The sequence below is a fragment of the Cardiobacterium hominis genome, from assembly GCF_900637305.1.
Taxonomy (GTDB): Bacteria; Pseudomonadota; Gammaproteobacteria; order Cardiobacteriales; family Cardiobacteriaceae; genus Cardiobacterium; species Cardiobacterium hominis.
This window is the reverse complement of record NZ_LR134365.1, coordinates 2,313,866-2,334,469: the sequence shown is the minus strand read 5'-3', so window position 1 is coordinate 2,334,469 and position 20,604 is coordinate 2,313,866. Positions and strand designations below refer to the sequence as shown.

Sequence of the window (20,604 nt, the reverse complement as noted above, 5' to 3'; positions counted from 1 at the left end):
TTTACCACAGGCGGACGCCACCGCTGGCGTAGCTGCCGGGCGACATGCCGAGACGGTATTCGTACACTTTTTCGTATTCGAGAACGCGCTTGACGTAGTCGCGGGTTTCGGTAAACGGGATTTGCGCGATCCATTCGTCCAGCGGCAGGCCGGGGTTGGCGGCAAGCCATTGGTTGACGCGCGAGGGCCCGGCGTTGTAAGCGGCGGCGGCGTAGGCAAGGTGGCCGAATTCGTTGATGCGGTCGGTGAGGTATTGGCTGCCGATTTCGAGGTTGGTGTCCGGTTCGGTCAGTTGCCATTTGCCGCTGTAGGGGATGCCGTTTTTGCTGGCGGTGTGGCTGGCGGTGGCGGGCATGATTTGCATCAGGCCGATGGCGCCTGCTTTGGAGGCGATTGCGGGCTGGAAGATGCTTTCTTTGCGGATGATGGCAAAGATTTTTGCCGGGCTGATGCCGTGTTGGCTTGCCAGTTGGCGCACGCGGGTTTCGTAGGCGGTGGGGAAGCGCAGGGCAAGGGCGTCGTAGTTTTTGCTTTTGCCGAGGGTGGTGACGGCTTGTACGCTCCAGCCGATTTCGCTCGCGTATAGCGCGGCTTGGGCGCTTTCGGCGGGTGTCAGGGTTTTGAGCAGCGCTTGCCATTCTTGGCTGGCGCGGGCGTCGTCGCCGAGGTTGCGGAAGATGCGCGCGCGGTAGGCGGCGGGACGGCCGACGACGGTGGTGTAGTGGTGGTCGCGGCGCACCGGGCGGTCGTGGTATTGGGGGGCGATGCCGAGTTTTTCGGCGGCGAGGAAGCCGTAGAAGTCGCGCTGGCTGGCGGCGCGGCGGTAGTGGCTGTCCGCGCCCGCGCGGTCGCCGCTTTTTTCGAGGGCTTTGCCGATCCAGTATTGGATTTCGGCTTTGTTTTGGGTGTCTTTGTCGAGCTTGCCGAGGTGGGCGGGCAGGCCGCGCCAGTCGCCGCGGCGCAGGTCGTAGGCGATGAGGTCGTAGGTGGTGTTGTCTTCGTGTTCGCCAGCGGGGATGGCGTCCCACAGGGTGAGGGTGTGCGGGTCGTCCGCTTGGGCGAGTTTGCGTACCAGCGGGTTGTAGAGTTTACCCGCGTCTTTGGGGCGGCTGATGTAGCCCATGGTCGCGGCGTTGGTGGCTTGCGCCAAGGCGAGCGGGTCTTTTTTCAGGCGTTTGCCCAGTTGTTGGGCGAGTAGGGCGCTGCGCCAGTCAGGGTCGGTGAGGCTGTAGGCGCTTTCGATGGGCAGGCGGTTCTGGTCGATGTCCAGCCAGGTTTGTGCGGCTTGGGCGGCCGCGCCTTGCAGGTTGCCCGCGAGGTAGGAGGCGATGAGGGTGTTGTTGTTCGCCATCGCCAGGCGGAAGCGTTCGGCGTGTTGGGCGGGGTTGATGTGGCCGCTGTGCGCGAGGCGGTCGTAGAGGGTGTTGCATTCGGCGCTGAGGCTTTTGTCGCTGGCGAGCAGTTTGTCGCTGTCTTTTATGGCTTCGCGGGTTTTGCCGCGGCTCATGAGCGCCAGGCGGTATTGGCATTCGAGGGTTTCGTCCGCGTAGCCGGGGCTGTAGCTTGCGATGATGGCGTCGTTTTCGCCGCCTGCCGCCCAGTAGGGGTAGGCCTGTTTGGCGAGCGTGGTGCTGAAGGGGTCGTTCGGGTATTTTTGGAGGAAGGCAACGAGGGTTGCGGTCGGCGTGGTGGCAAGGTTGTCTCGGTAGTAGCGCGCTTCGAGGTAGGGGTAGAGCGGGTGCGGCGCGAGGTGTTGGTAGGCGGCAAGTGGCGCGCCGTTTTTGATGGCGGCTTCGGCGTCTAGGATGTTTTCTTCGGCGTGCGCGGGGTAGCCGAGGGCGAGGAGGAGGCTGATGAGGGTTTTGTTCATGGGGTTCCTATTTGATGTGCTGCTGCCAGTCGTTCTGGTAGCGGTTTTTGTAGTGCATGACGCGCTGGATGTATTGGCGTGTTTCGTTGTACGGCGGGATTTGGCCGCGGTAGCGCAGGAGGCTTTGTGGCCCCGCGTTGTAGGCGGCCAGCGCTTGTTCGGTGTTCTGGAAGCGCGAGAGTTGTTGGCTCAGGTATTTGATGCCGCCTTCGAGGTTGTTCGCCGGGTTGTAGGGGTCGGTGACGTTCATGTCGCCCGCGGTGCCGGGCATGAGTTGCATCAGACCGACCGCACCTTTGCCGGAGACGGCGTTGCTGCGGTAGCCGGATTCGACGCTGACGACGGCATGGACGAGCGCGGGGTCGATTTGGTATTTGGCGGCGAGTTGGTTGATGAGTGCTTTGTGTTGTTCTTGTCGGGTTTTGAAGTCGCCGCTGGGTTCGGCGATGGCGACGGGTGCAAGCGGGCTGAGCGCGAGCAGCGGGCAGTGTTGTTGGATGCGGCGTTTTTGGCCGTTGATGGTCAGCGTCGCGTAACAGCGTCCTGTTGCCACCGGAGCGGCGGGTGCAGGCGCGACGGCGGGTTGTGGCGCGGGCGGCGGGTCGCCGGGCAGTTGGATGGGCGGCACGATGTTACTTGTCGGTTTGGGCGGCGGCGGGCGTTTGCCGTTGGGGATGGCGACGCTGCACGGGATGTTGGTTTTTTTGCCTTTGTAGACGACGGTGCCGCAGGTTTTGCCGGCCGCGGGCAGGGTGAGGGCGAGCAGGGCGAGGAGGGTGAGGGTTTTTGCGGGTGTGTTTGGCGCAGGGCGGGTTTTGTCGTAAGCGGGATGGTCCGCTGCCCTCACCCCAACCCCTCTCCCACAGGGAGAGGGGCTTTTTTTGTGGGGAGGGGCGCCGTTTTTTTGCCGTGTCATAGGCCGATCTCGGACGGGTTCGCTTTGTAGCGGCGGTAGTATTCCATGACTTTCGGCACGTAGGCGCGGGTTTCGATGAACGGCGGGATTTTGCGGCCGTATTTTTTCACGTTGCCTTCGCCGGCGTTGTAGCCCGCGGCCGCCAGTTGCATGTCGCCGCCAAATTCGTTGAGCAGCCATTTGAGGTAGGTCGCGCCGCCGGTGATGTTTTGTCCGGTGTTGTAGGCGTCGGTGACGCCGAAGCGGCGGGCGGTGCCCGGCATGAGCTGCATCAGGCCCATCGCACCGGCGTGGGAGCGTGCGCCCGGTTTGTAGGCGGATTCGGCGGAGATGATGGCGTGGACGAAGTGCGGTTCGACGCCGACTTCGCGCGCGATTTGGTTGATTTGTGCGCTCAGGTTGCGCTGGCGTTCGCGGAAGGCGCCGCTGACGTTGATGTTGAGTTCGTTGCGGATTTTCGCGGCGATGCGCTCGGCTTCGATGATGTAGCTTTGCGGGCAGTCTTTGGTCGGCTCCAGGTGGAAGACGCGGCCGTTTTCGCTGGTGACGGTACCGCCGCAGCTGCCCTGGGTGTTTAGGTAGTCAAGGTTGTGCGCGGCGATGTTGGTTTGCTGGTTGCCGAGGCGCGCTTCGCCGCCGCTGGTGCCGGGGGTGTAGTCGAAGGAGCGGGTGGCGCAGTTGAATTCGCGGGTTTCGCCGTTGAAGGCGATGCTGCCTGCGCCGGTGCATTGTAGGCCGGGGCCGCCGTTGGTCGCCGGATTGGTGTTTTTTTGTACGCCGGCGGCGGCAAGTGCTTCCAGGCTTTGGCTTTGGGTTGCCTGTTGGCGGAATTCTTGTTTGGCGCCGCTGTAGGAGCGGGAGAAGAAGGTGCAGTGGCGGTAGTGCTCGCGTTTGTTGGCGGGGACGAAGTTTGGCGTGCCTTCGTTGTCGAAGCATTTGTAGATGTCTTGCGCGATTTCTTCGCCGTCGCCAGGGGTGAAGCCTACCAGCGGTTTGCCGCGGTTCGGTGCGGGCAGCGCCGGGGCGGAGGTTTCGCCGCCTTTGCGGCCAAGTGGCTGGCAGTTGCCCTGCGGTGGGGTTTCGGTTTCGATGATGGTGGGTGTGCCGTCCAGTTGGGGGCAGACCCAGATTTGTTTGCCGCTCGGGGTGATGGTGGCGACGGTTTTTTCTTCGGCCGGGGCAGGGGGCGGTGCGCCCACTGCCGGGGTGGCGGCGGCTGCGCTGCCCGGTTTGCCGGGGCGGATGGCGAGGTCGCGGTAGTAGTTGCCGCTGCCGCGCGGGTCGCTGCTGTAGTTCGGGGCGGGCGGGAAGAGGAGGTTGTTCGCCGGGGCTTCGGGGGCTTTGGTGGGTTCGTTGTTTTTGGCGGTTGGTTTGGCAGGGGTGTCGTCTTCGTCCCAGGTGTAGCCGCCTTTGGCAGTTTCGTTTTTGGCGGGTTTCGGGGTGGTGACGGGCAGGGGCGTGGGTTGTGCAACGGGTTGCGGCGCAGGCGCGGCTGCCGGAGCCGGGTTATTGCCGCCAAGCGCACCTTTTTGGTAGGGGCGGCAGTTGTCGCCGGTCGGCTTGCTGACGATGTTGTTCATGCCGCCGGGGGCGGGGCAGATGTAGAGGCCGGCGGTGGCGTCCTGCGCGTGCGCCGGGTAGCAGACGGCGCCGGCAAGGAGGAGGCAGGCGAGCAGGGGGCGGGTGAATGCGGTCGCTGCGCGGGTTTTGGTCACCCCCTCCCCGTCCCTCCCCCGCTGCGCAGGGGAGAGGGGAAGATCGGTGGGCGATTGGGCAGCGAGGTATGCGGACGAACCCCACCCCAGCCCTCCCCCACAGGGGGAGGGGGCCTTTTGGGCGGGTGATTGGAAAGCCGTTGGTTTTATATACGGGTGAGCGCTCAATGTGTATGTATATTGGGGTGCTTGGTTGCGTCCGGGCATGGTGTTTCCTTGTGGTTCAGTCCCAGTTGAAGAGGTTGAAGGCGTCGGCGGGCAGCCAGGCGGTCATGCCTTTTTGCCAGAGCAGGTCTTTGGCGAGTATTTGGCCTTCGTCCACGAGTTTCTGGATGTCGTTGGCGCTCAGCGGGCCGATTTGTTGGCCGTGCTGGACGCGGTAGAAGATTTTGTCCTGGCCGAGCGGCGGGCGCGGCGCCTCGGGTTTGGGGGGCGGTGCGGCGGTTTTGGCGGCGGTAGGGGCGGCGCTTTCGCGGGCGTAGGCGGGGGTGGCTATGGGTTGGGGCGCTGGCTGTGGGCGCGGCGGGTTGGCGCGGCGGGCGATGCGCAGGTCGTGCAGGGTGAGGCCGAGCGGTTTGAGTTGGGGGCGTAGCCAGGCTTTGAGGAAGTTTTGCAGGGCTTCGGTTTGGTAGTCGATGTCGTCCGCGCTGACTTGTTCGTGGATGAGGCTTTGGTCGATGGTGTAGCTGATGATTTGGTCGAGGTAGTCGTCGTCGAGTTCGAGGGTCTGGTTTTCGATGATGGTGCGGCAGACGGTTTCGGGGTCGTGGATGCTGAGGGTGTATTGGCCGGTCAGCGGCTGGTCAAGGCGGCGCTGTGAGGGTTGGTAGGCGCTTTGCCACGGGCGGCGCGCGGTGGCGGCGGTGTTGAGGTAGAGGATGTCGGCGGTTTCGGTTTGCGGGATGTTGTCCGGATCCAGCGGGTAGTCGCCCGCTTCGTACACCGGGGTGTATTGGCCGTTGATGATGAGGTAGGCGGCTTCGCCCGGCGCGAGGTGCAGGATGCTGCGCTCGAGCAGGTTGTGCTGGCTGCGGTGGGCGATGAGGCTGTCTGGCGCGAAGTTGGCGGAGAGGGTGTGCGGGCGCAGGCCGAGGTTGCCCGGTTTGAGGTTGGCAAGGAGGCGCGCGAGCAGGTTTTTGATCATGCGGGGCCTCCGGGTTTTTGGGCGGCGGCTTTGAGGCTGTGTTTGAGGGCTTCTTCGGCGGCTTGTAGTTTGGCGGCGGCTTCTTGTCGTTGTTTGCGCCCGGCTTCGTGGATTTGGATGCTTTCTTCGATGGTTTCGATGAGCATTTGGTTGGCTTTTTCGACCGCGCCGATGTCAAAGACGCCGCGCTCCAATTGGGTGCGGCTTTCGCGGTTCGCCTGTTTGAGGTTTTCGGCGTTGGCGGTGAGTAGTTCGTTGGTGAGGTCGCTGCTTTGTTTGAGCGCGATGGCCGCTTCGCCGGAGCGGTAGATGGCGATGGATTGGGCGAGTTGTTGGCGCCACAGCGGTACGGTGTTGACGAGGGTTGTGTTGATTTTGCTGACGAGGCCTTTGTTGTTTTCTTGCACCATGCGGATGCTCGGCAGTGCCTGCATGGAGACTTGTTTGGTCAGGCGCAGGTCGTGCAGGCGGCGGTCGAGTTCGTCGCGCTGCATTTGGGCGTCGCGCAGGCGTTGTGCGCTTTCCATTTCGCCGTCTTCGGCGGTTTTGGCGAGTGCCGGTAGGGTGCTGTGGTCGGCGTCGGCAAGGACGGTTTCGGCAGCGGCGATGTGGTATTCGAGTTCGCGGTAGTAGTCGAGGTTGGCGTCGTAGAGTTTGTCCAGCGATTTGATGTCCACCAGCAGTTTTTGTTTGTGGCTTTCAAGTGCGTTGCTGATTTGGTCGAGTTGTTCGCTGATGGTGTCGAATTTTTGCAGGAAGGTGGTGAGCGGTTTGGCTTTGCCGAGCAGGCGCGCGAACAGCGAGGGTTTTTCCTGGACTTTGAGTTCGGCGCCCTGGAAGCCGCGCAGGAGGTTGACCATGTTGGAGAGGAGTTCGCCCGCTTTGCCCGCATCTTCGCTTTTGATGTCGGTGAGCATGGTGTCGGCGACGGTGGTCAGTTGTTTTTGGGCGGCCGCGCCGAAGTTGAGGATGCTGTTGGTGTCGGCGATGTTCAGGGTTTGTGCGAGTTGTTGGACGCGCGCCGGTTCGAGGTGGGCGGGCAGGGTGGTGGCTGCGGTTTCGGTGATGGTTGCGGGGGCGAGTTCGGTGCGGCTGGTGTCGTTCATGGCTGGTTTCCGGTTTTGAGTTGGTCGCGCAGGACCTGGATTTGGGTGTCGAGTTGTTCCTGTTGCTGGTTGGTCAGTTGCAGGTGTTGGGCGGTGAAGCTGTGTTCGCTGTCGGCCAGCAGGTTGTGGAAGCGGATTTGTTGGCGGCCGTGGTCGGGGTTGCCGATGTCGGCGAGGTAGGCGGCGGCGATGCGGCGCAGTTCGTGCAGGTGGACGACGAGGAAGCTGCGCGCGGCGCGGATGCGCTCCGGTTCTTTGCCGATGTGGGCGATGATGCTGCGCGCCTGGGCGGTGACGCGCGCCATTTGTGCGGCGATGTTGGCTTCGCTGGCGAGGCTCTGCAGGCGGACGGTGTATTTTTCGAGGGTTTCGACGGCTTCAAAGCCGCCGCTCAGCATGTCGCGCAGGGTGGCATTCAGGTGGTCGGGGATGTGGCGCGGCGGTGCCTGGTAGGCGTCTTCCGGGCGGCTGTCGTGGATGTAGCCCAGGTAGTATCCGGCGGCGGCGAGCAGCGCGCTGATGAGGGCGAAGGCGATGCCGGGGCGGACGCTGAAGGCGGTGGTCGCGGCGGCAAGCGCGGTGAAGGCGAGGGCGTAGGGGCGGTTATCGACGTCGGCGTGGTCGCTGCCGGTTTTGATGTAGTTGTTGCGGCGCGACTGGAAGTGTTGGCGGGTGAGGGCGGCGGCGTAGCAGAGCAGGCCGATGGCAACGGCCGCGGTTGCGACGCCAAGCAGTTTGCCGCGGATGAGGTTCACCGGGATGGCCAGCCACAGCGGCAGTTGCAGCGCGTACAGGGCAGCGCCACGGATGCCGAGGTATTGTTGTTTCAGGATTTTTTGCGCGTCTTTGCGGTTCATCAGCGGAACAGGCTCATGCAGGCGGGAACGAAGATGGCGCTGGCAAGCAGTAGTAGGCCGAGTGCGCGGGCGAAGGTGGTCATGGCGGTTTCGTTAATGTGGTGGAAAGTCGCGCAATTATAGCGGGTTTGTCAGTTTTTGGCTTCGTTTTGCCGGGGTTCTGTCGCGGGGGGATGCAGGCGCTCGCGCAAGACTTCCATGCGTGTTTCGAGGTCGCGCAGGGTGCGGGCGCGCTGGTGTTGGTGGCCGTTTTGTACGAGGTCGTGCGTGTCGCCGACCAGTTGCAGCAGTTGGCGGCGGTTGTGTTCGCCCAGCTCGGCTGCGGGCAGTTGCAGATAGAGCAGGCTGATGTACACCAGTTCAGGCAGGTAAACGGTGAGCAGTGGGCGGTTGGCGCGGATGCGCTCGTCATCGCCGCGCAGGCCTTCAAGATAGGTCTCGCTGTGGTTGCAGAGCTGTTCGAGAAGCAGGCCGATGCGCTCGCCGTCGGCGCGGCTGCGGTATTGCACCGCGTTTTCGCGCAGCGCGACGAGGTCGGCGTGCGCGCGGGCGAGGGTTTGTTCGTGGATGGTCGGCGGTCTGGTGCGGGCGCGGAAAAGCTGCGCGTGGTAGCGCAGCCACAGCCAGGGTAGGGCGGCGAGTGCGAGGCTGGTGAGGAGCGCCAGCAGCCACGGCAGAAGCGCGACGTGCCCGCGCCAGAGAACGCCGTGGACGAAAGCCGCGCCGAAGTAGAGGCTGATGAGTGCGGCGGCGGCGCGGCACCAGTAGCGGGCGGGGAGGGTTTTCAGGGTGGCGAGGATGGGAGGCATGGTCAGCCGCGCAGTTTTTCCATGATGGCGCGATGCGCGGCGGCTTCTTCATCGGGTACGGCAATCGCCAGCCACGCGCCTGGCTGGCTTGGCGCAGCGGGTACAGGTGCAGCGACGCTGACGGTTTCCACGGGTTGCGGCGCGGGCGTAGCGTCGGGTGCGGCGAAATCAAAGCCGGATTGTTCGGTGGTCAGTTTCAAATACACTTCGGCGAGTAACTGCGAATCGAGCAGCGCGCCGTGCAGGGTGCGGTTGCTGTTGTCGATGCCGTAGTATTTACAAAGACTGTCGAGACTGAAACGGCTGATGCCGCTGATTTTCTTGCGCGCGAGATCCAGCGTGTCGAGCAGGCGGAAGCGGTCTTCCAATTTATATTTCAGCCCGGCGAGTTTGAATTCGCGGTTAAAGAAAGATTGGTCGAACGGCATATTATGCGCGATGAGCTCGTCCGCCCCTTCAAGATATTCCAACAATTCCGGCAGGACAGCGGCGAAAGTTGGCTCGTTCGCGACGCGCTCATTGGTAATGCCATGTACGCGGATGGCATCTGCCTCAATGGTTTGCTCCGGGTTGAGATAGCGGTGGAAATAACGCTCGGTCGGGCGGCGGTCTATGAGTTCAACGCAGCCGATTTCAATAATGCGATGGCCTTCCGATTTATCGCGGCCGTTGAAATTCATGCCCGTCGTTTCCGTATCGAAAATGATTTGACGCATGGGATTTCCTTATTGCAGCGGGCGGGGACTTTCGATGCCTTCGGCAACGGTGCCGAGAAATTCCAGATATTTTGGCGCTTCCTCGGCAAAGATTTCTGCACCGGCGCCCATATAAGCGCGCATCAATTCATCAGCGGCGCGGTCTTTATTGCCCAGTTCAAATTGGGTTTGGCCGAGGCGCAAATGAATGAAGGGATTGCCGATGGTTTCCGGGCAGCGCATCGCATGTTCCAAGGCGGTGAGGGCGGCGGGGTAGTTACTGTTCAAAAAATGGGCGTCGCCGATGGCAACGAGAATCCATGTCGCCGCTGCCCAGTTTTCTTTGGGATCGGGGAGGAGGTTCCAGGCGTATTGGTAGGAAGCGACAGCATCGCTGTATTTGCCTTCTTCGGCGAGGGTATCGCCGATTTCGCAGAAGCGGCTGATGCGGATGTGTAAGTGACTATCGAGTTCGGTCATGGGGTTCCTTAATAGGTTGATTTAACGTGAGGTATAAGCAGTACGGTTGACAGTTGGCGCGTGCAGGCTATAATGCGCGCCATCAATCCCCCCGGTTTTGCCTGATATGCGTATCAGGGTCACAAGGCCGGGGGCTTTTTTATTTCATTAAGCGTAAAAACTGCGGATTCTTTAACTTTATCTGTAAACGCTCGTTATATTCTTCGATTTTTCCTCTGGCGCAGAATCGTGCGCCAACATGATGCTCCAATTTGCCTAACCGTGCTTCAAAAGGCGCGTAATCGGCAGCAAAAATCACAATGGCTAAGGTTTGTTCCGGGAAGGGTTTGTCGAAATTGAGGAAATGGATGGATTCTTGATGACTAACCTCTGCCAAAATGCCACACGCCATAACCGTTTTACCAACATGGAAAGGCGCTTTTATGGCTTCGATGTGTGCTTCGCCATCAGCAAAGGCAGAAATGCTAAAGACTGCAGCCAGCAAACTGGCAATAAAAATTTTTCTTTTCATGGCGTACTCCAAAAATTATGAGTAAATTTGAGATGCGGATTTGATGATGATCTGTGGTTTCTGGTGGTATGCTTCAATTTTGCCAGAAACACAAATATACTCATTGCCAAATTGCGCAGATTGATGGAACAATGCTTTGTTATTTTTCCAAATCACGGCGGTAAAATGCTGGTTTGGATATTTTTCTTCAAAATTTAGATAAACGCCTTTACTAAAGGTTTTAACTTCTACGACGTTGCCACAAATTTTATGAATTTCGCCAATATGATTTTTGGCAGCATCAGGCGCAATATAGTCCATGACGGGTTGCGCAATCTGTACAGTCTGCACGGGGATAGACGACTGTATTACGACTGGCTGCGGTGTAGGTACCGGTATAGCGGCAGAAGTTTTTTCCGTTACGGGTAAAGGTGATTGCTGTGGAATTGGGTTTGTCTTTTCACTATTGGTAATTTGCTCAATACGGGGAGATGCAGAAGTAGGCTTTCGCTCAAAGAAATATACAGTTGCTGCTGTAAGTGATATTCCCGCAAAGAGAAAACATCCAGCGTATAGCCATTTATTGTTATTAGAAGGCCTGTCGCAAAGTTCATCTTCAAGTTCTTCTTCTATTCGCTCTCTTTTTCTTTTTTCTTCTTGATATTTTTTCTCTGCCTCCATTGCGATAAGTGAGGCTTCTCGCCACTCGGTTTCTGCCACAAGCTGCTTTTCTAATGCTTCTTGCCTTGCTTCTTCTGCTCTTTTTTGTCTTACAATTGAGTCTTGCCGCTCACGCTCGGCCGCTTCCTGTTTGCGTTCTGCTGCTACACGTTTTTCTTGCTCTTTTTGCAATTTTTCTTGATGCTTGCGTTCTTTTTCTTCAAATATTTTTATTTGTTTTTCATGGTCTTCAATTATATTTATGATTTTTTTGTCGTTTTCTTGCTTTGCTTTTGCTAAAAAAGCCTTAAGTTTCTCTATTTCTTCCTTAAGTCGTTCAATGGCTGGTTTAGAGATTATTTTTCCTTGTTGCTGTAACCTCAAGGTTTCCCTAATCTCGCTAATGACTAAATCAGGATGGTCGCGAAACTTTTTATTGCTATATCTTAAAACTATACTAAACTGCTTAATTAATGCATTTTGGCGCGCAAGGAAATCATCAAATTTTTCATAACCCATTTGCATTTTTGTATAGCCATCTAACTCAATAGGCAAAAGCCAGTTTTTGGCCTTATTCTCTATGACAAAATCTATATATCTGTTCTTACCATTGTTATCTAAAAAATGGTATTGGGAAACAACCTCGGATGGCTGAATTTCGGCAATTTTCATCAGTACTATATTGACGAACATTTCTTCATAATCATAGGGATGCTCATTTAATTTCGCTCTGTTGCGTAGTTTCCATTCATCCCATGCACTCATCTTTCTTGTCTCCGGTATTTTATTGGTATGTACAGAGGGTTTACTAATAGTTTCTGTTTGCGCTATACTCGCTCGTTCCGCTCGCTTTTTTTCTGCCCATTCAGAAACGTTTTTCTCCATTTCTGATGTGGCATGATTTATTCCTGAGGCAACGTGGTAAAGGGCATCCAAAACATTGTTGGTTATCTTAGCTACTTTAGATTTTTTAATTTTTTCTACCGCCCATGAGATAAGAGATAAAAACAGAGTTAAAAGGATAATAAGGATAACTACTTCGGACATATTTTGGCTCGTATGTTTTGGGGCGGTTTGCACCGCCCCATATTGGTAGTTTTATTCGCTCTTTTCGACCTGCCGTTTGCGAATGTGCAATTCGCGCAATTGTGCTTCCGAGGCTTCGGATGGTGCGTCGGTGAGCGGGCACCATGCGGTTTGGGTTTTCGGGAAGGCCATGACGTCGCGGATGGATTTGGCGCCTGCCATCAGCATGATGAGGCGGTCAAGGCCAAAGGCGATGCCGCCATGCGGCGGGCAGCCGTATTTTAGTGCGTTCAGCAGGAAGCCGAATTTTTCTTGCGCTTCTTCTGCGCCGATGCCGAGGCTTTTGAAGACGCGCTGTTGCATGTCGTCGCGGTGGATGCGGATGGAGCCGCCGCCGATTTCGGTACCGTTCAGCACCATGTCGTAGGCACGCGAGAGGACGTCGCCGGGGTTGGTGTCCAGTTCGTCGAGGTTCGCGGTTTTCGGCTGGGTGAAGGGGTGGTGCATGGAGTACCAGCGGCCGTCTTTTTCGTCGTATTCGAACATCGGGAAGTCCACCACCCACAGCGGCGCCCAGTCGCAGGTGAGCATGTTGAGGTCGTGGCCAACTTTGATGCGCAGCGCACCGATAGCGTCGTTGACGATGCTGGCTTTGTCTGCGCCGAAGAAGATGAGGTCGCCGTTTTGCGCGTCCACCCGTTTGATGATGTCGAGTGCAATCGCGCCTTCCGCGCCGCCTTCGGTGGTGAGGAATTTGACGATGGGTGATTGCAGGCCTTCGACGTTGGTTGCGTCGTTGACTTTGATGTAGGCGAGGCCTTTGGCGCCGTAGCGGGCGACGTAGGCAGTGTAGTCGTCGATTTCTTTGCGGGTGAGTTTGGCACCGCCGGGGATTTTCAGGGCGACGACGCGGCCGTTATCCTGCGCGGCGACGCTGGCAAATACTTTGAAGCCGCTGTTTTTGACGAGGTCGTCTATGTCCACCAGTTCGAGCGGGATGCGCAGGTCGGGTTTGTCGGAGGCGTAGCGGCGCATGGCTTCGCGGTAGGTCATGCGCGGGAAGGGGTTGGCGAGTTCGACGCCGAGGTGCTCTTTGAAGATGCCGCGGATCATCGGCTCCATGATTTGCAAGATGTCTTCTTCTTCGAGGAAGGAGGTTTCGATGTCAAGCTGGGTGAATTCGGGCTGGCGGTCGGCGCGCAGGTCTTCGTCGCGGAAGCAACGGACGATTTGGTAGTAGCGGTCAAAGCCGCTCATCATCAGCATTTGTTTGAAGAGTTGTGGTGATTGCGGCAGGGCGAAGAATTTGCCGGGGTGGGTGCGCGAGGGCACGAGGTAGTCGCGCGCGCCTTCGGGGGTCGCTTTGGTGAGCATCGGGGTTTCGATGTCCATGAAGCCGTGTTCGTCCAGGTAGCGGCGCAGGCTGGCCGCGACTTTGCTGCGCAGGATGAGGTTTTTTTGCATGACGTCGCGGCGCAGGTCGATGGTGCGGTGTTTGAGGCGGATTTCTTCGGAGACGTTGTCTTCGTCCAGCTGGAAGGGCAGCGGCTCGGATTTGGAGAGGACGGTGAGTTGTTTGCCGAGGATTTCGATTTTGCCGCTGGCGAGGTCGGGGTTTTCGGTACCGGCGGGGCGCAGGCGGACGCGGCCTTCGATGGCAAGGCAGTATTCGTTGCGTACTTGTTCGGCGAGCGCGAAGGCGTCTGCGGTATCAGGGTCGATGACGATTTGGACGAGGCCGCTGCGGTCGCGCAGGTCGATGAAGATAACGCCGCCGTGGTCGCGGCGACGGTGTACCCAGCCGGCAACCTGGACGGTTTGGCCGTCTAGTGTTTCGGTGACGTCTGCCGCGTAGTGTTTTCTGTACATGGTTTTTTCCTTTTTTGGTATGTGTGGTAGAGGGTGTACGCGGTCAGCGCGCCGAGGGCTGCGCCCGCGAGTTTGGCGTGCAGGATGGTGTTCCTGATGCCCGGCGGGAAGTCGGTTTGCAGGAGGCGCGGGATTTTTTGCGCGTAGTCCAGCCAGTTGAGTTCCAGCCGCATGATTTCCGGTACGAGCCAGTAGCTGATCATGCCGCCGCTGCGGTCGCCAAGGAGCAGGCCGAGGGCTATGGCAAGCAGGGCGTGCCAGGGGCTGGTGCGTCGTGGTTTTTCAAGCGGCTGCATTATAGTGCTTCATTTCCGCGCGCGGTATATGCGCAGGCCGACTTCGCGGGTGGCTTCCAGCGCGCCCGGTTTCTGGATGTCGAGGCGGATGTTTTCTGCCGGGTATTGTTCGAGCAGTGTGGCGGCAAGCGCTTCGGCAAAGGCTTCGAGCAGCTGGTAGTTGGCGCTTGCGGCGAAGGCGGTGATGCTGTCGCAGATGGCGGCGTAGTTCAGCGCGTCGGCGATGTCGTCGCTTGCCCCGGCGGCACGGGTGTCGGTGCCGAGTTCGCAATCAATAATCAGGGTTTGCTTCATGGCGCGCTCATGGGGCAAAATGCCGATAACGGTTCGCACCTTGATGGCATGGATGTAGATGATGTCTTGTGTGTTCATAAGGTTACGGGCTGAAAAACTGGAATTATCGCACAGGGGGTTTTATGCAACATCTTCTTTTCTGGATTTTTGGCGCATTCGCCGGATATCTCTGCGGTTCGTTGTCATCGGCGGTTATCGTTTGCCGCGCGATGGGCTACGGCGACCCGCGCACGCTCGGCTCCGGCAACCCCGGTGCGACCAATGTCCTGCGTATTGCCGGTGAAAAAGCAGCAGCACTGACGCTTGCGGGCGACAGTCTCAAGGGTTTTTTGCCGCTGGTTTTTTTCGCCATCCTGCGGCGCTTCTTCCCGGCGGGCGTGGATGATTTGACGATAATCCTTGTTGGTCTGGGTGCGTTTTTCGGCCATCTCTACCCCATCTTTTTCGAGCTGAAAGGCGGTAAAGGCGTAGCAACGGCATTTGGCGTGCTGCTCGGTTGGAACCCGGTGGTGGCGCTGCTTTCCGTCGGTATCTGGGGGGCGGTCTTCTGGAATACGAAGATTTCCTCGCTCTCCGCGCTGACTGCTGCCGGCTTCGCCGTGATTGCGACCATTTTCTATGCGCCACTGGATTATCTGCGGCTGGCGGTGTTCGTCATGGTCGGCATGCTGATTTATCGCCACCGCTCCAACATTGAGCGCCTGATTAAGGGCGAGGAAATTCCTTTCGGACAGAGTAAACCGCTTAGTGATGATGACGACGACGATAATGACGAGGATTGATTTATGAGAAAAGCCCCGGCAAGCGGGGCTTTTTTGTGAGCGGTTTCAGGCGACTTGCCAGAGCGTCGGCTTGGCGCGGGACTGTACCAGCGACTCCACCGTGTCCTGACAGCGTCCGCAGCATGTTCCCGCGCCGAGTGCGTCGGCAAGAGCGGCGCTGCTGCCGTGGCCGCGCTCAATGGCGTCTAGAATCTGGCGATCGGTAATACCTTGGCAAATACAAACGTACATGGTGTTGAGAAAGGTTGTTAATGGGTTTTAATTTATCGTGAAACGACGAACCCGTCAAAACCTTTTTCCCGGGCGGCGCGTTGTGCGCAAGCAGCGTTTATGAAACAATATATTGCATGGATAGAGATCAATCAGATAACAATATTTTCGATGCGCAGGGCTACCGCTTTAATGTCGGTATCGTGCTGCTCAACGAGCGCAACCAGGCTTTCTGGGGGCGGCGGAGCGGGCAGGATTCCTGGCAGTTCCCGCAGGGCGGCATCAATGCGGGCGAATCGAGCGAACAGGCGATGTGGCGCGAGTTGTTCGAGGAGACGGGGTTGCGACCGGCGGACGTGACCCTGCTGGGCGAAACGGCGGACTGGCTTTATTATCGCCTACCGGTGCGTTACCGTCGCAAACGCCGCCCCGGCATGGTGCAATGTATCGGGCAAAAACAAAAATGGTTCCTGCTGCGCCTGGAAAGCGGCGATCCGGCGGTGAATCTCAATGCATCGAGCCAGCCACCGGAATTTGACGACTGGTGCTGGATTGATTACTACGCCCCGCCGGGCGAAGTGGTACATTTCAAGCGCAAGGTGTACAAACAGGCGCTGGACGAGCTGGCGCGCCTCCTGCCGCCGGACGTGCCGCTCAGCAAGCCGCTGCCGCCCACGGCGCCACAGGCGATACGCAAGGCGGGCAAGCGTCACAAGGCGCCATCGTTTGCCGCGAAGTTTTAGGATTGGAAGCCCCGGAGACGGGGTTTTTTCTTTATGCAACGTTTGTTACGTGCTACAGGCCTTTTGATGATGTAAGCGGATGAAGCAGGCGGGCGCTGCAATATCCACTGCCACCCGGTAATTCATGCTATCCTAACCATCCTGCAATTTTTTTGTAATAAATGCCGCCATGTTGTCTGAAGGTTTGATATTCGGTCGTGAGAACATCGCTTATGCGGTGCTGGCACTCTATTCCGATGCGGTGAATGAAAAGCCGGTGGTGGTCAGCCTGCATCTCGGTGCCAAAATGGCGTATGCGCATATGGAGCAAATGCAGGCACGCGGCGGGCATGTGCAGTTTGTGGTGCGCCGCGTGCGTATCAACGGCAATATTGAAGTCATCGACGACCCGCAGATTTCGCACAATCAGCCGCAGCGCCCGGCGCGGCGTATCGTCCGCATTGTGCGCAAACACGATTAAACGCCACACGGCGCCGCGAAAAATCCTCAAAAATCCCCGTGGCGGGCGTATCATAGGCGCTCCTTTCCACAACATTTCAAAGAGGCAACTATGTCGTTATCACTTGAACTCACGCTTATCGCCGAGTTCCTTCTCCTGTTGGGCTTCCTCTATGCCGGCAGCCGCTTTGGCGGTATCGGTCTGGGGGTGGTGTCCGGTATCGGTTTGATGTTCGAGGTACTGGTACTGCGCATGCCGCCGGGCAAGGCACCGGTGGACGTCATGCTCGTCATCCTCGCCGTCGTTACCTGCGCCTCCGTACTGGAAGCGGCGGGCGGTCTGAAATACATGCTGCAGGTCGCCGAACGCATCCTGCGCAAGAATCCGAAGCGCGTCACCATCCTGGGGCCGATTGTCACCTACACCATGACCATCATGCTCGGCACCGGGCACGCGGTTTACTCCATCATGCCGATTATCGGCGATATCGCGCTGAAAAACGGCATCCGTCCGGAACGCCCGATGGCCGCGGCATCAGTTGCCTCGCAGCTCGCCATTACCGGCAGCCCGATTTCCGCCGTCGTCGCCCTTTATCTGAAAGACATCGCGCACATTGAAGCGTTTGCTAACGTCTCGCTGCTGGATATCGTCGCCGTCACCATTCCTGCTACCTTCGCCGGAACCCTCGCACTCTCGCTCTACAGCCTGCGCCGCGGCAAGGAATTGAAAGACGACCCGGAATACCAGCGCCGCATGCAAGACCCGGTCTGGCGCGACCGCATCCTGAGCACCACCAGCACCACTCTGAACGAAGAACTGCCGCCCGCGGCGCGCAACTCCGTGCTGCTCTTCATCCTCGCGCTGGTCAGCATCGTTGTCGTTGCCATGCTGCCTGCCATCCGCACCATCCCCGGCATGGAAAAACCGATCGACATGAGCGTCATCATCCAGATGTTCATGCTCGGCTTCGGCGGCATCATCCTGCTTGCCACCCGCACCCACGTGCAAACCGTGCCGAACGGCGTCGTCTTCAAATCCGGCATGGTCGCGGCCATTGCCATCTTCGGTATCGCCTGGATGAGCGACACCTACTTCTCCTTCGCCATGCCGCACGTCAAGGGCAGCATTCAGGAAATGGTCAAACACGCGCCGTGGACCTTCGCCTTCGCCCTCTTTGGCGTCTCCGTGCTGATTAACAGCCAGGCGGCGACCGCGAAAATGCTGCTGCCGGTCGGCATCAGCCTTGGCATCCCGGCGCCGGTTCTCATCGGCCTGATGCCCGCGACCTATGCCTACTTCTTCATTCCCAACTACCCGTCGGACATCGCCACGGTGAACTTCGACGTCACCGGCACGACGAAAATCGGCAAATACTACTTCAACCACAGCTTCATGGTACCCGGCCTCATCGGTGTCGGCGTCGCCTGCCTGGTTGGCCTTGCCATTGCCAAAGTCATCATCACCCCCATCGCGCCGGCGATGTAAAGGCGCAATGCGCCAACGGCAAAAAAAGAGGGCAACACGCCCTCTTTTTTTTTGTGCGCGTACCCCGCCACATGCCTCTGGAAACCCGCCCTGAAACCGCCGCTTATGCTATAATTTCGCCTTTCTATACAAGGACCCAGAGAGACCCATGAGCGACAATAACTCCTACGACTCCTCCCGCATTCGCGTACTCAAAGGACTGGAAGCGGTACGCATCCGCCCCGGCATGTACATCGGCAACACCGACGACGGCAGCGGCCTGCATCACATGGTCTTTGAAGTCGTCGATAACGCCATCGACGAAGCCCTCGCTGGATACTGCACCGAAATCAACGTCATCATCCACCAAGACGAATCCATCACCGTGCGCGACAACGGCCGCGGCATCCCGGTCGATATCCACCCCGAAGAAGGGCGCAGCGCTGCCGAAGTCATCATGACTGTCCTGCACGCAGGCGGCAAATTCGATGACAACGCCTACAAAGTCTCCGGCGGCCTGCACGGCGTCGGCGTCTCCGTGGTGAACGCCCTCTCCGAGCGCCTGACCATGACCATCAAGCGCGACGGCCACATCCACCAACAAACCTACCGCCACGGCGAACCGCAAGCGCCGCTTGCCATCATCGGCGACAGCGATAGCACTGGCACCGAAATCAACTTCCTCGCCAGCAGCGACACCTTCGGCACCGTCATCTACGACTACGACACCCTCGCCCAGCGCCTGCGCGAACTCTCCTTCCTCAACGCGGGCGTGCGCATCGAACTGCGCGACGAACGCAGCGACAAAAACCAAATCTTCCAATACGAAGGCGGCGTCAAAGCCTTCGTCGAATACCAGAACCGCAACAAAACCCCGATTCACCCCAGCATCTTCTACTGCGCCGCTGACAAAGACGGCGTTGCCGTCGAAATCGCCCTGCAATGGAACGACAGCTACGCCGAAAACGTCTACTGCTTTACCAACAACATCCCGCAGCGCGACGGCGGCACCCACCTCGCGGGCTTCCGCGCGGCGATGACCCGCACCCTGAACGCCTACATGGAAGAAGAAGGCCTGCTGAAAAAAGCCAAAATCGCCACCAGCGGCGACGACTCGCGCGAAGGACTCACCGCCATCGTCTCCGTCAAAGTGCACGACCCCAAATTCAGCTCGCAGACCAAAGACAAACTCGTCTCCAGCGAAGTCAAAAGCGCGGTAGAAAACGTCCTTGCCGACAAACTCAAAGAATACCTGCTCGAACACCCCGGTGAAGCCAAAACCATCGCCGGCAAAATCGTCGATGCCGCGCGCGCCAGAGAGGCCGCGCGCAAAGCCCGCGAAATGACGCGGCGCAAAGACGCGCTCGACATCGCAGGCTTGCCCGGCAAACTCGCCGACTGCCAGGAAAAAGACCCGGCGCACTCCGAAATCTTCATCGTGGAAGGCGACTCAGCGGGCGGCTCTGCCAAACAGGGACGCAACCGCAAATTCCAGGCCATCCTGCCGCTCAAAGGCAAAATCCTGAACGTCGAAAAAGCGCGCTTTGACAAAATGCTCGGCTCCGCCGAAATCGGCACCCTCATCACCGCACTCGGCACCGGCATCGGCAAGGACGACTTTGACGCCGAAAAACTACGCTACCACCGCATCATCATCATGACCGATGCCGACGTGGACGGCGCGCACATCCGCACACTGCTGCTCACCTTCTTCTACCGGCAAATGCCCGAACTCGTCGAACGCGGCCATATCTACATCGCCCAGCCGCCGCTGTACAAAGTCACCAAAGGCCGCAACAAACAATACCTGAAAGACGACCACGAACTAAACGAACTGCTGCTGACCCAGGCGCTGGACGACGCCAACCTGCATCTCGCCGCCGACGCGCCCGCCATCACCAAAGAAGCCTTTGAAGCGCTGGCGCGCGAACACGGACAAATCGAAAACCTCATCAAACGCCTGCACCGCTACGACAGCCGCGTCCTGCACGCCCTCATCGAAGCGCCGGAACTCACCCACGCCACCTTCGCCGACGCGCACGCGCTACAAGAATGGCTCGCCGCCTACCAGCGCCAACTGGACCGCTTTGCAGAAGCGGGCATAGCCCTGCGCGCCGAAATCCTGCCGGGAGAAGTCGCACGCATCAATGTGCGCATCGAACAACACGCCAACCTCAGCCAAAACACCTTCGACCCCAACTTTGCCGACAGCAACGAATACCGCCACATCAACACCTTCGGCAAAAAAGTGCGCGGCCTCCTGGGCGACGGCGCCTACTTCCAGAACAGCAAAGAGCGCCTCGAAGTCGAACACTTCCACCAAGTCATCAACGCCCTGCTCGCCGAAGGCAAAAAAGCCTACGACATCCAGCGCTACAAAGGCCTCGGCGAAATGAACCCCGAACAACTGTGGGAAACCACGCTCGACCCGGCGGTGCGCCGCATGCTGCAAGTACAACTCAAAGACGCGCGGCTGGCGGACGAAATCTTCACCACGCTGATGGGAGAGGAAGTCGAACCGCGCCGCGCCTTCATCGAAGACAACGCCAACAGCGCCAACATCGACATCTGACATATACCTAAAACCTCGGAACAAGGCGCATCAACGAAGACAGAACGCCTTTACACGACGCGGGCTTCCCCCAACTGCCCAGCGAGGAAATGTAACGACAGATGAGGCGTTAGGGGCTGTTTGCAATTTGAGTCCCCCTCCCCCGCAGGGCGAAGCCCGCAGCGGGG

20 protein-coding genes are annotated in these 20,604 nt (G+C 58.7%); 5 read left to right on the top strand and 15 right to left on the bottom strand.

Annotated elements, in window-relative coordinates:
* Window position 1: 1 nt before the first annotated feature.
* The 14 genes from EL199_RS11230 to EL199_RS11165 all read right to left on the bottom strand — a co-directional run bounded on the left by EL199_RS11230 (window position 2) and on the right by EL199_RS11165 (window position 14,305).
* Window positions 2-1,870: a transglycosylase SLT domain-containing protein gene (locus EL199_RS11230; protein WP_004143290.1), complete on the bottom strand. Its 1,869-nt coding sequence runs from the start codon at window positions 1,868-1,870 to the stop codon at window positions 2-4.
* A 7-nt stretch (window positions 1,871-1,877) separates the two neighbouring features.
* Entirely contained in the window at window positions 1,878-2,717 is an 840-nt protein-coding gene (locus EL199_RS11225) for a lytic transglycosylase domain-containing protein (protein ID WP_004143291.1), read from the bottom strand.
* Window positions 2,718-2,782: 65 nt separating this feature from the next.
* Window positions 2,783-4,501 carry a lytic transglycosylase domain-containing protein gene (locus EL199_RS11220; protein WP_232008300.1) on the bottom strand — a complete coding sequence of 573 codons (1,719 nt, stop codon included), beginning with the start codon at window positions 4,499-4,501 and terminating at the stop codon, window positions 2,783-2,785.
* 223 nt (window positions 4,502-4,724) lie between these two features.
* Complete coding sequence (locus EL199_RS11215) at window positions 4,725-5,645, bottom strand: SPFH domain-containing protein (protein ID WP_004143294.1); 921 nt, start codon at window positions 5,643-5,645, stop codon at window positions 4,725-4,727.
* Window positions 5,642-6,751, bottom strand: coding sequence for a toxic anion resistance protein (locus EL199_RS11210; protein WP_004143296.1), 1,110 nt, complete (start codon window positions 6,749-6,751; stop codon window positions 5,642-5,644). Before EL199_RS11210 ends, EL199_RS11215 begins: the two co-directional genes overlap by 4 nt.
* Window positions 6,748-7,608: a 5-bromo-4-chloroindolyl phosphate hydrolysis family protein gene (locus tag EL199_RS11205; protein WP_004143297.1), complete on the bottom strand. Its 861-nt coding sequence runs from the start codon at window positions 7,606-7,608 to the stop codon at window positions 6,748-6,750. The genes EL199_RS11210 and EL199_RS11205 overlap by 4 nt, the downstream gene beginning before the upstream one ends.
* Before the next feature lie 131 nt (window positions 7,609-7,739).
* Window positions 7,740-8,417 (bottom strand): hypothetical protein, encoded by a 678-nt coding sequence (locus EL199_RS11200; protein WP_004143299.1) that lies wholly within the window; start codon window positions 8,415-8,417, stop codon window positions 7,740-7,742.
* Between the two features lie 2 nt (window positions 8,418-8,419).
* On the bottom strand, window positions 8,420-9,133 hold the full coding sequence (gene dnaQ / locus EL199_RS11195; protein ID WP_040356118.1) for a DNA polymerase III subunit epsilon: 714 nt from the start codon (window positions 9,131-9,133) through the stop codon (window positions 8,420-8,422).
* A 9-nt stretch (window positions 9,134-9,142) separates the two neighbouring features.
* Window positions 9,143-9,592, bottom strand: a complete 450-nt coding sequence (locus EL199_RS11190) for a tetratricopeptide repeat protein (protein WP_004143303.1) — start codon at window positions 9,590-9,592, stop codon at window positions 9,143-9,145.
* A 139-nt stretch (window positions 9,593-9,731) separates the two neighbouring features.
* Window positions 9,732-10,103 carry a hypothetical protein gene (locus EL199_RS11185; RefSeq protein WP_004143305.1) on the bottom strand — a complete coding sequence of 124 codons (372 nt, stop codon included), beginning with the start codon at window positions 10,101-10,103 and terminating at the stop codon, window positions 9,732-9,734.
* A 15-nt stretch (window positions 10,104-10,118) separates the two neighbouring features.
* Window positions 10,119-11,789: a coiled-coil domain-containing protein gene (locus tag EL199_RS12865; RefSeq protein ID WP_004143307.1), complete on the bottom strand. Its 1,671-nt coding sequence runs from the start codon at window positions 11,787-11,789 to the stop codon at window positions 10,119-10,121.
* Between the two features lie 51 nt (window positions 11,790-11,840).
* The gene (gene aspS, locus EL199_RS11175) at window positions 11,841-13,637 is read right to left on the bottom strand and encodes an aspartate--tRNA ligase (protein ID WP_040356123.1); all 1,797 of its coding nucleotides are present in this window, start codon (window positions 13,635-13,637) and stop codon (window positions 11,841-11,843) included.
* Entirely contained in the window at window positions 13,595-13,933 is a 339-nt protein-coding gene (locus EL199_RS11170; protein ID WP_004143310.1) for a hypothetical protein, read from the bottom strand. Before EL199_RS11170 ends, aspS begins: the two co-directional genes overlap by 43 nt.
* 9 nt (window positions 13,934-13,942) lie before the next feature.
* On the bottom strand, window positions 13,943-14,305 hold the full coding sequence (locus EL199_RS11165; protein ID WP_004143312.1) for a dihydroneopterin aldolase: 363 nt from the start codon (window positions 14,303-14,305) through the stop codon (window positions 13,943-13,945).
* Between the two features lie 44 nt (window positions 14,306-14,349).
* On the opposite strand from EL199_RS11165, the gene plsY reads away from it, so the two are divergent.
* The gene (plsY, locus tag EL199_RS11160) at window positions 14,350-15,009 is read left to right on the top strand and encodes a glycerol-3-phosphate 1-O-acyltransferase PlsY (RefSeq protein WP_004143314.1); all 660 of its coding nucleotides are present in this window, start codon (window positions 14,350-14,352) and stop codon (window positions 15,007-15,009) included.
* Window positions 15,010-15,054: 45 nt separating this feature from the next.
* Here the strand turns inward: plsY and EL199_RS11155 are convergent, their stop codons facing one another.
* Window positions 15,055-15,240 carry a (2Fe-2S)-binding protein gene (locus EL199_RS11155; protein WP_004143316.1) on the bottom strand — a complete coding sequence of 62 codons (186 nt, stop codon included), beginning with the start codon at window positions 15,238-15,240 and terminating at the stop codon, window positions 15,055-15,057.
* Between the two features lie 116 nt (window positions 15,241-15,356).
* On the opposite strand from EL199_RS11155, the gene EL199_RS11150 reads away from it, so the two are divergent.
* From EL199_RS11150 to gyrB, 4 genes are all read left to right on the top strand, one after another.
* Window positions 15,357-15,962 carry an RNA pyrophosphohydrolase gene (locus EL199_RS11150; RefSeq protein ID WP_004143318.1) on the top strand — a complete coding sequence of 202 codons (606 nt, stop codon included), beginning with the start codon at window positions 15,357-15,359 and terminating at the stop codon, window positions 15,960-15,962.
* 169 nt (window positions 15,963-16,131) lie between these two features.
* Entirely contained in the window at window positions 16,132-16,422 is a 291-nt protein-coding gene (locus tag EL199_RS11145) for a hypothetical protein (protein WP_004143319.1), read from the top strand.
* Window positions 16,423-16,512: 90 nt separating this feature from the next.
* A complete protein-coding gene (locus EL199_RS11140) occupies window positions 16,513-17,886 on the top strand; it encodes an anaerobic C4-dicarboxylate transporter (protein WP_004143320.1) in 1,374 nt (457 codons plus the stop codon).
* A gap of 148 nt (window positions 17,887-18,034) precedes the next feature.
* A complete protein-coding gene (gyrB, locus tag EL199_RS11135) occupies window positions 18,035-20,437 on the top strand; it encodes a DNA topoisomerase (ATP-hydrolyzing) subunit B (RefSeq protein WP_004143321.1) in 2,403 nt (800 codons plus the stop codon).
* The last annotated feature ends 167 nt before the right edge of the window (window positions 20,438-20,604 follow it).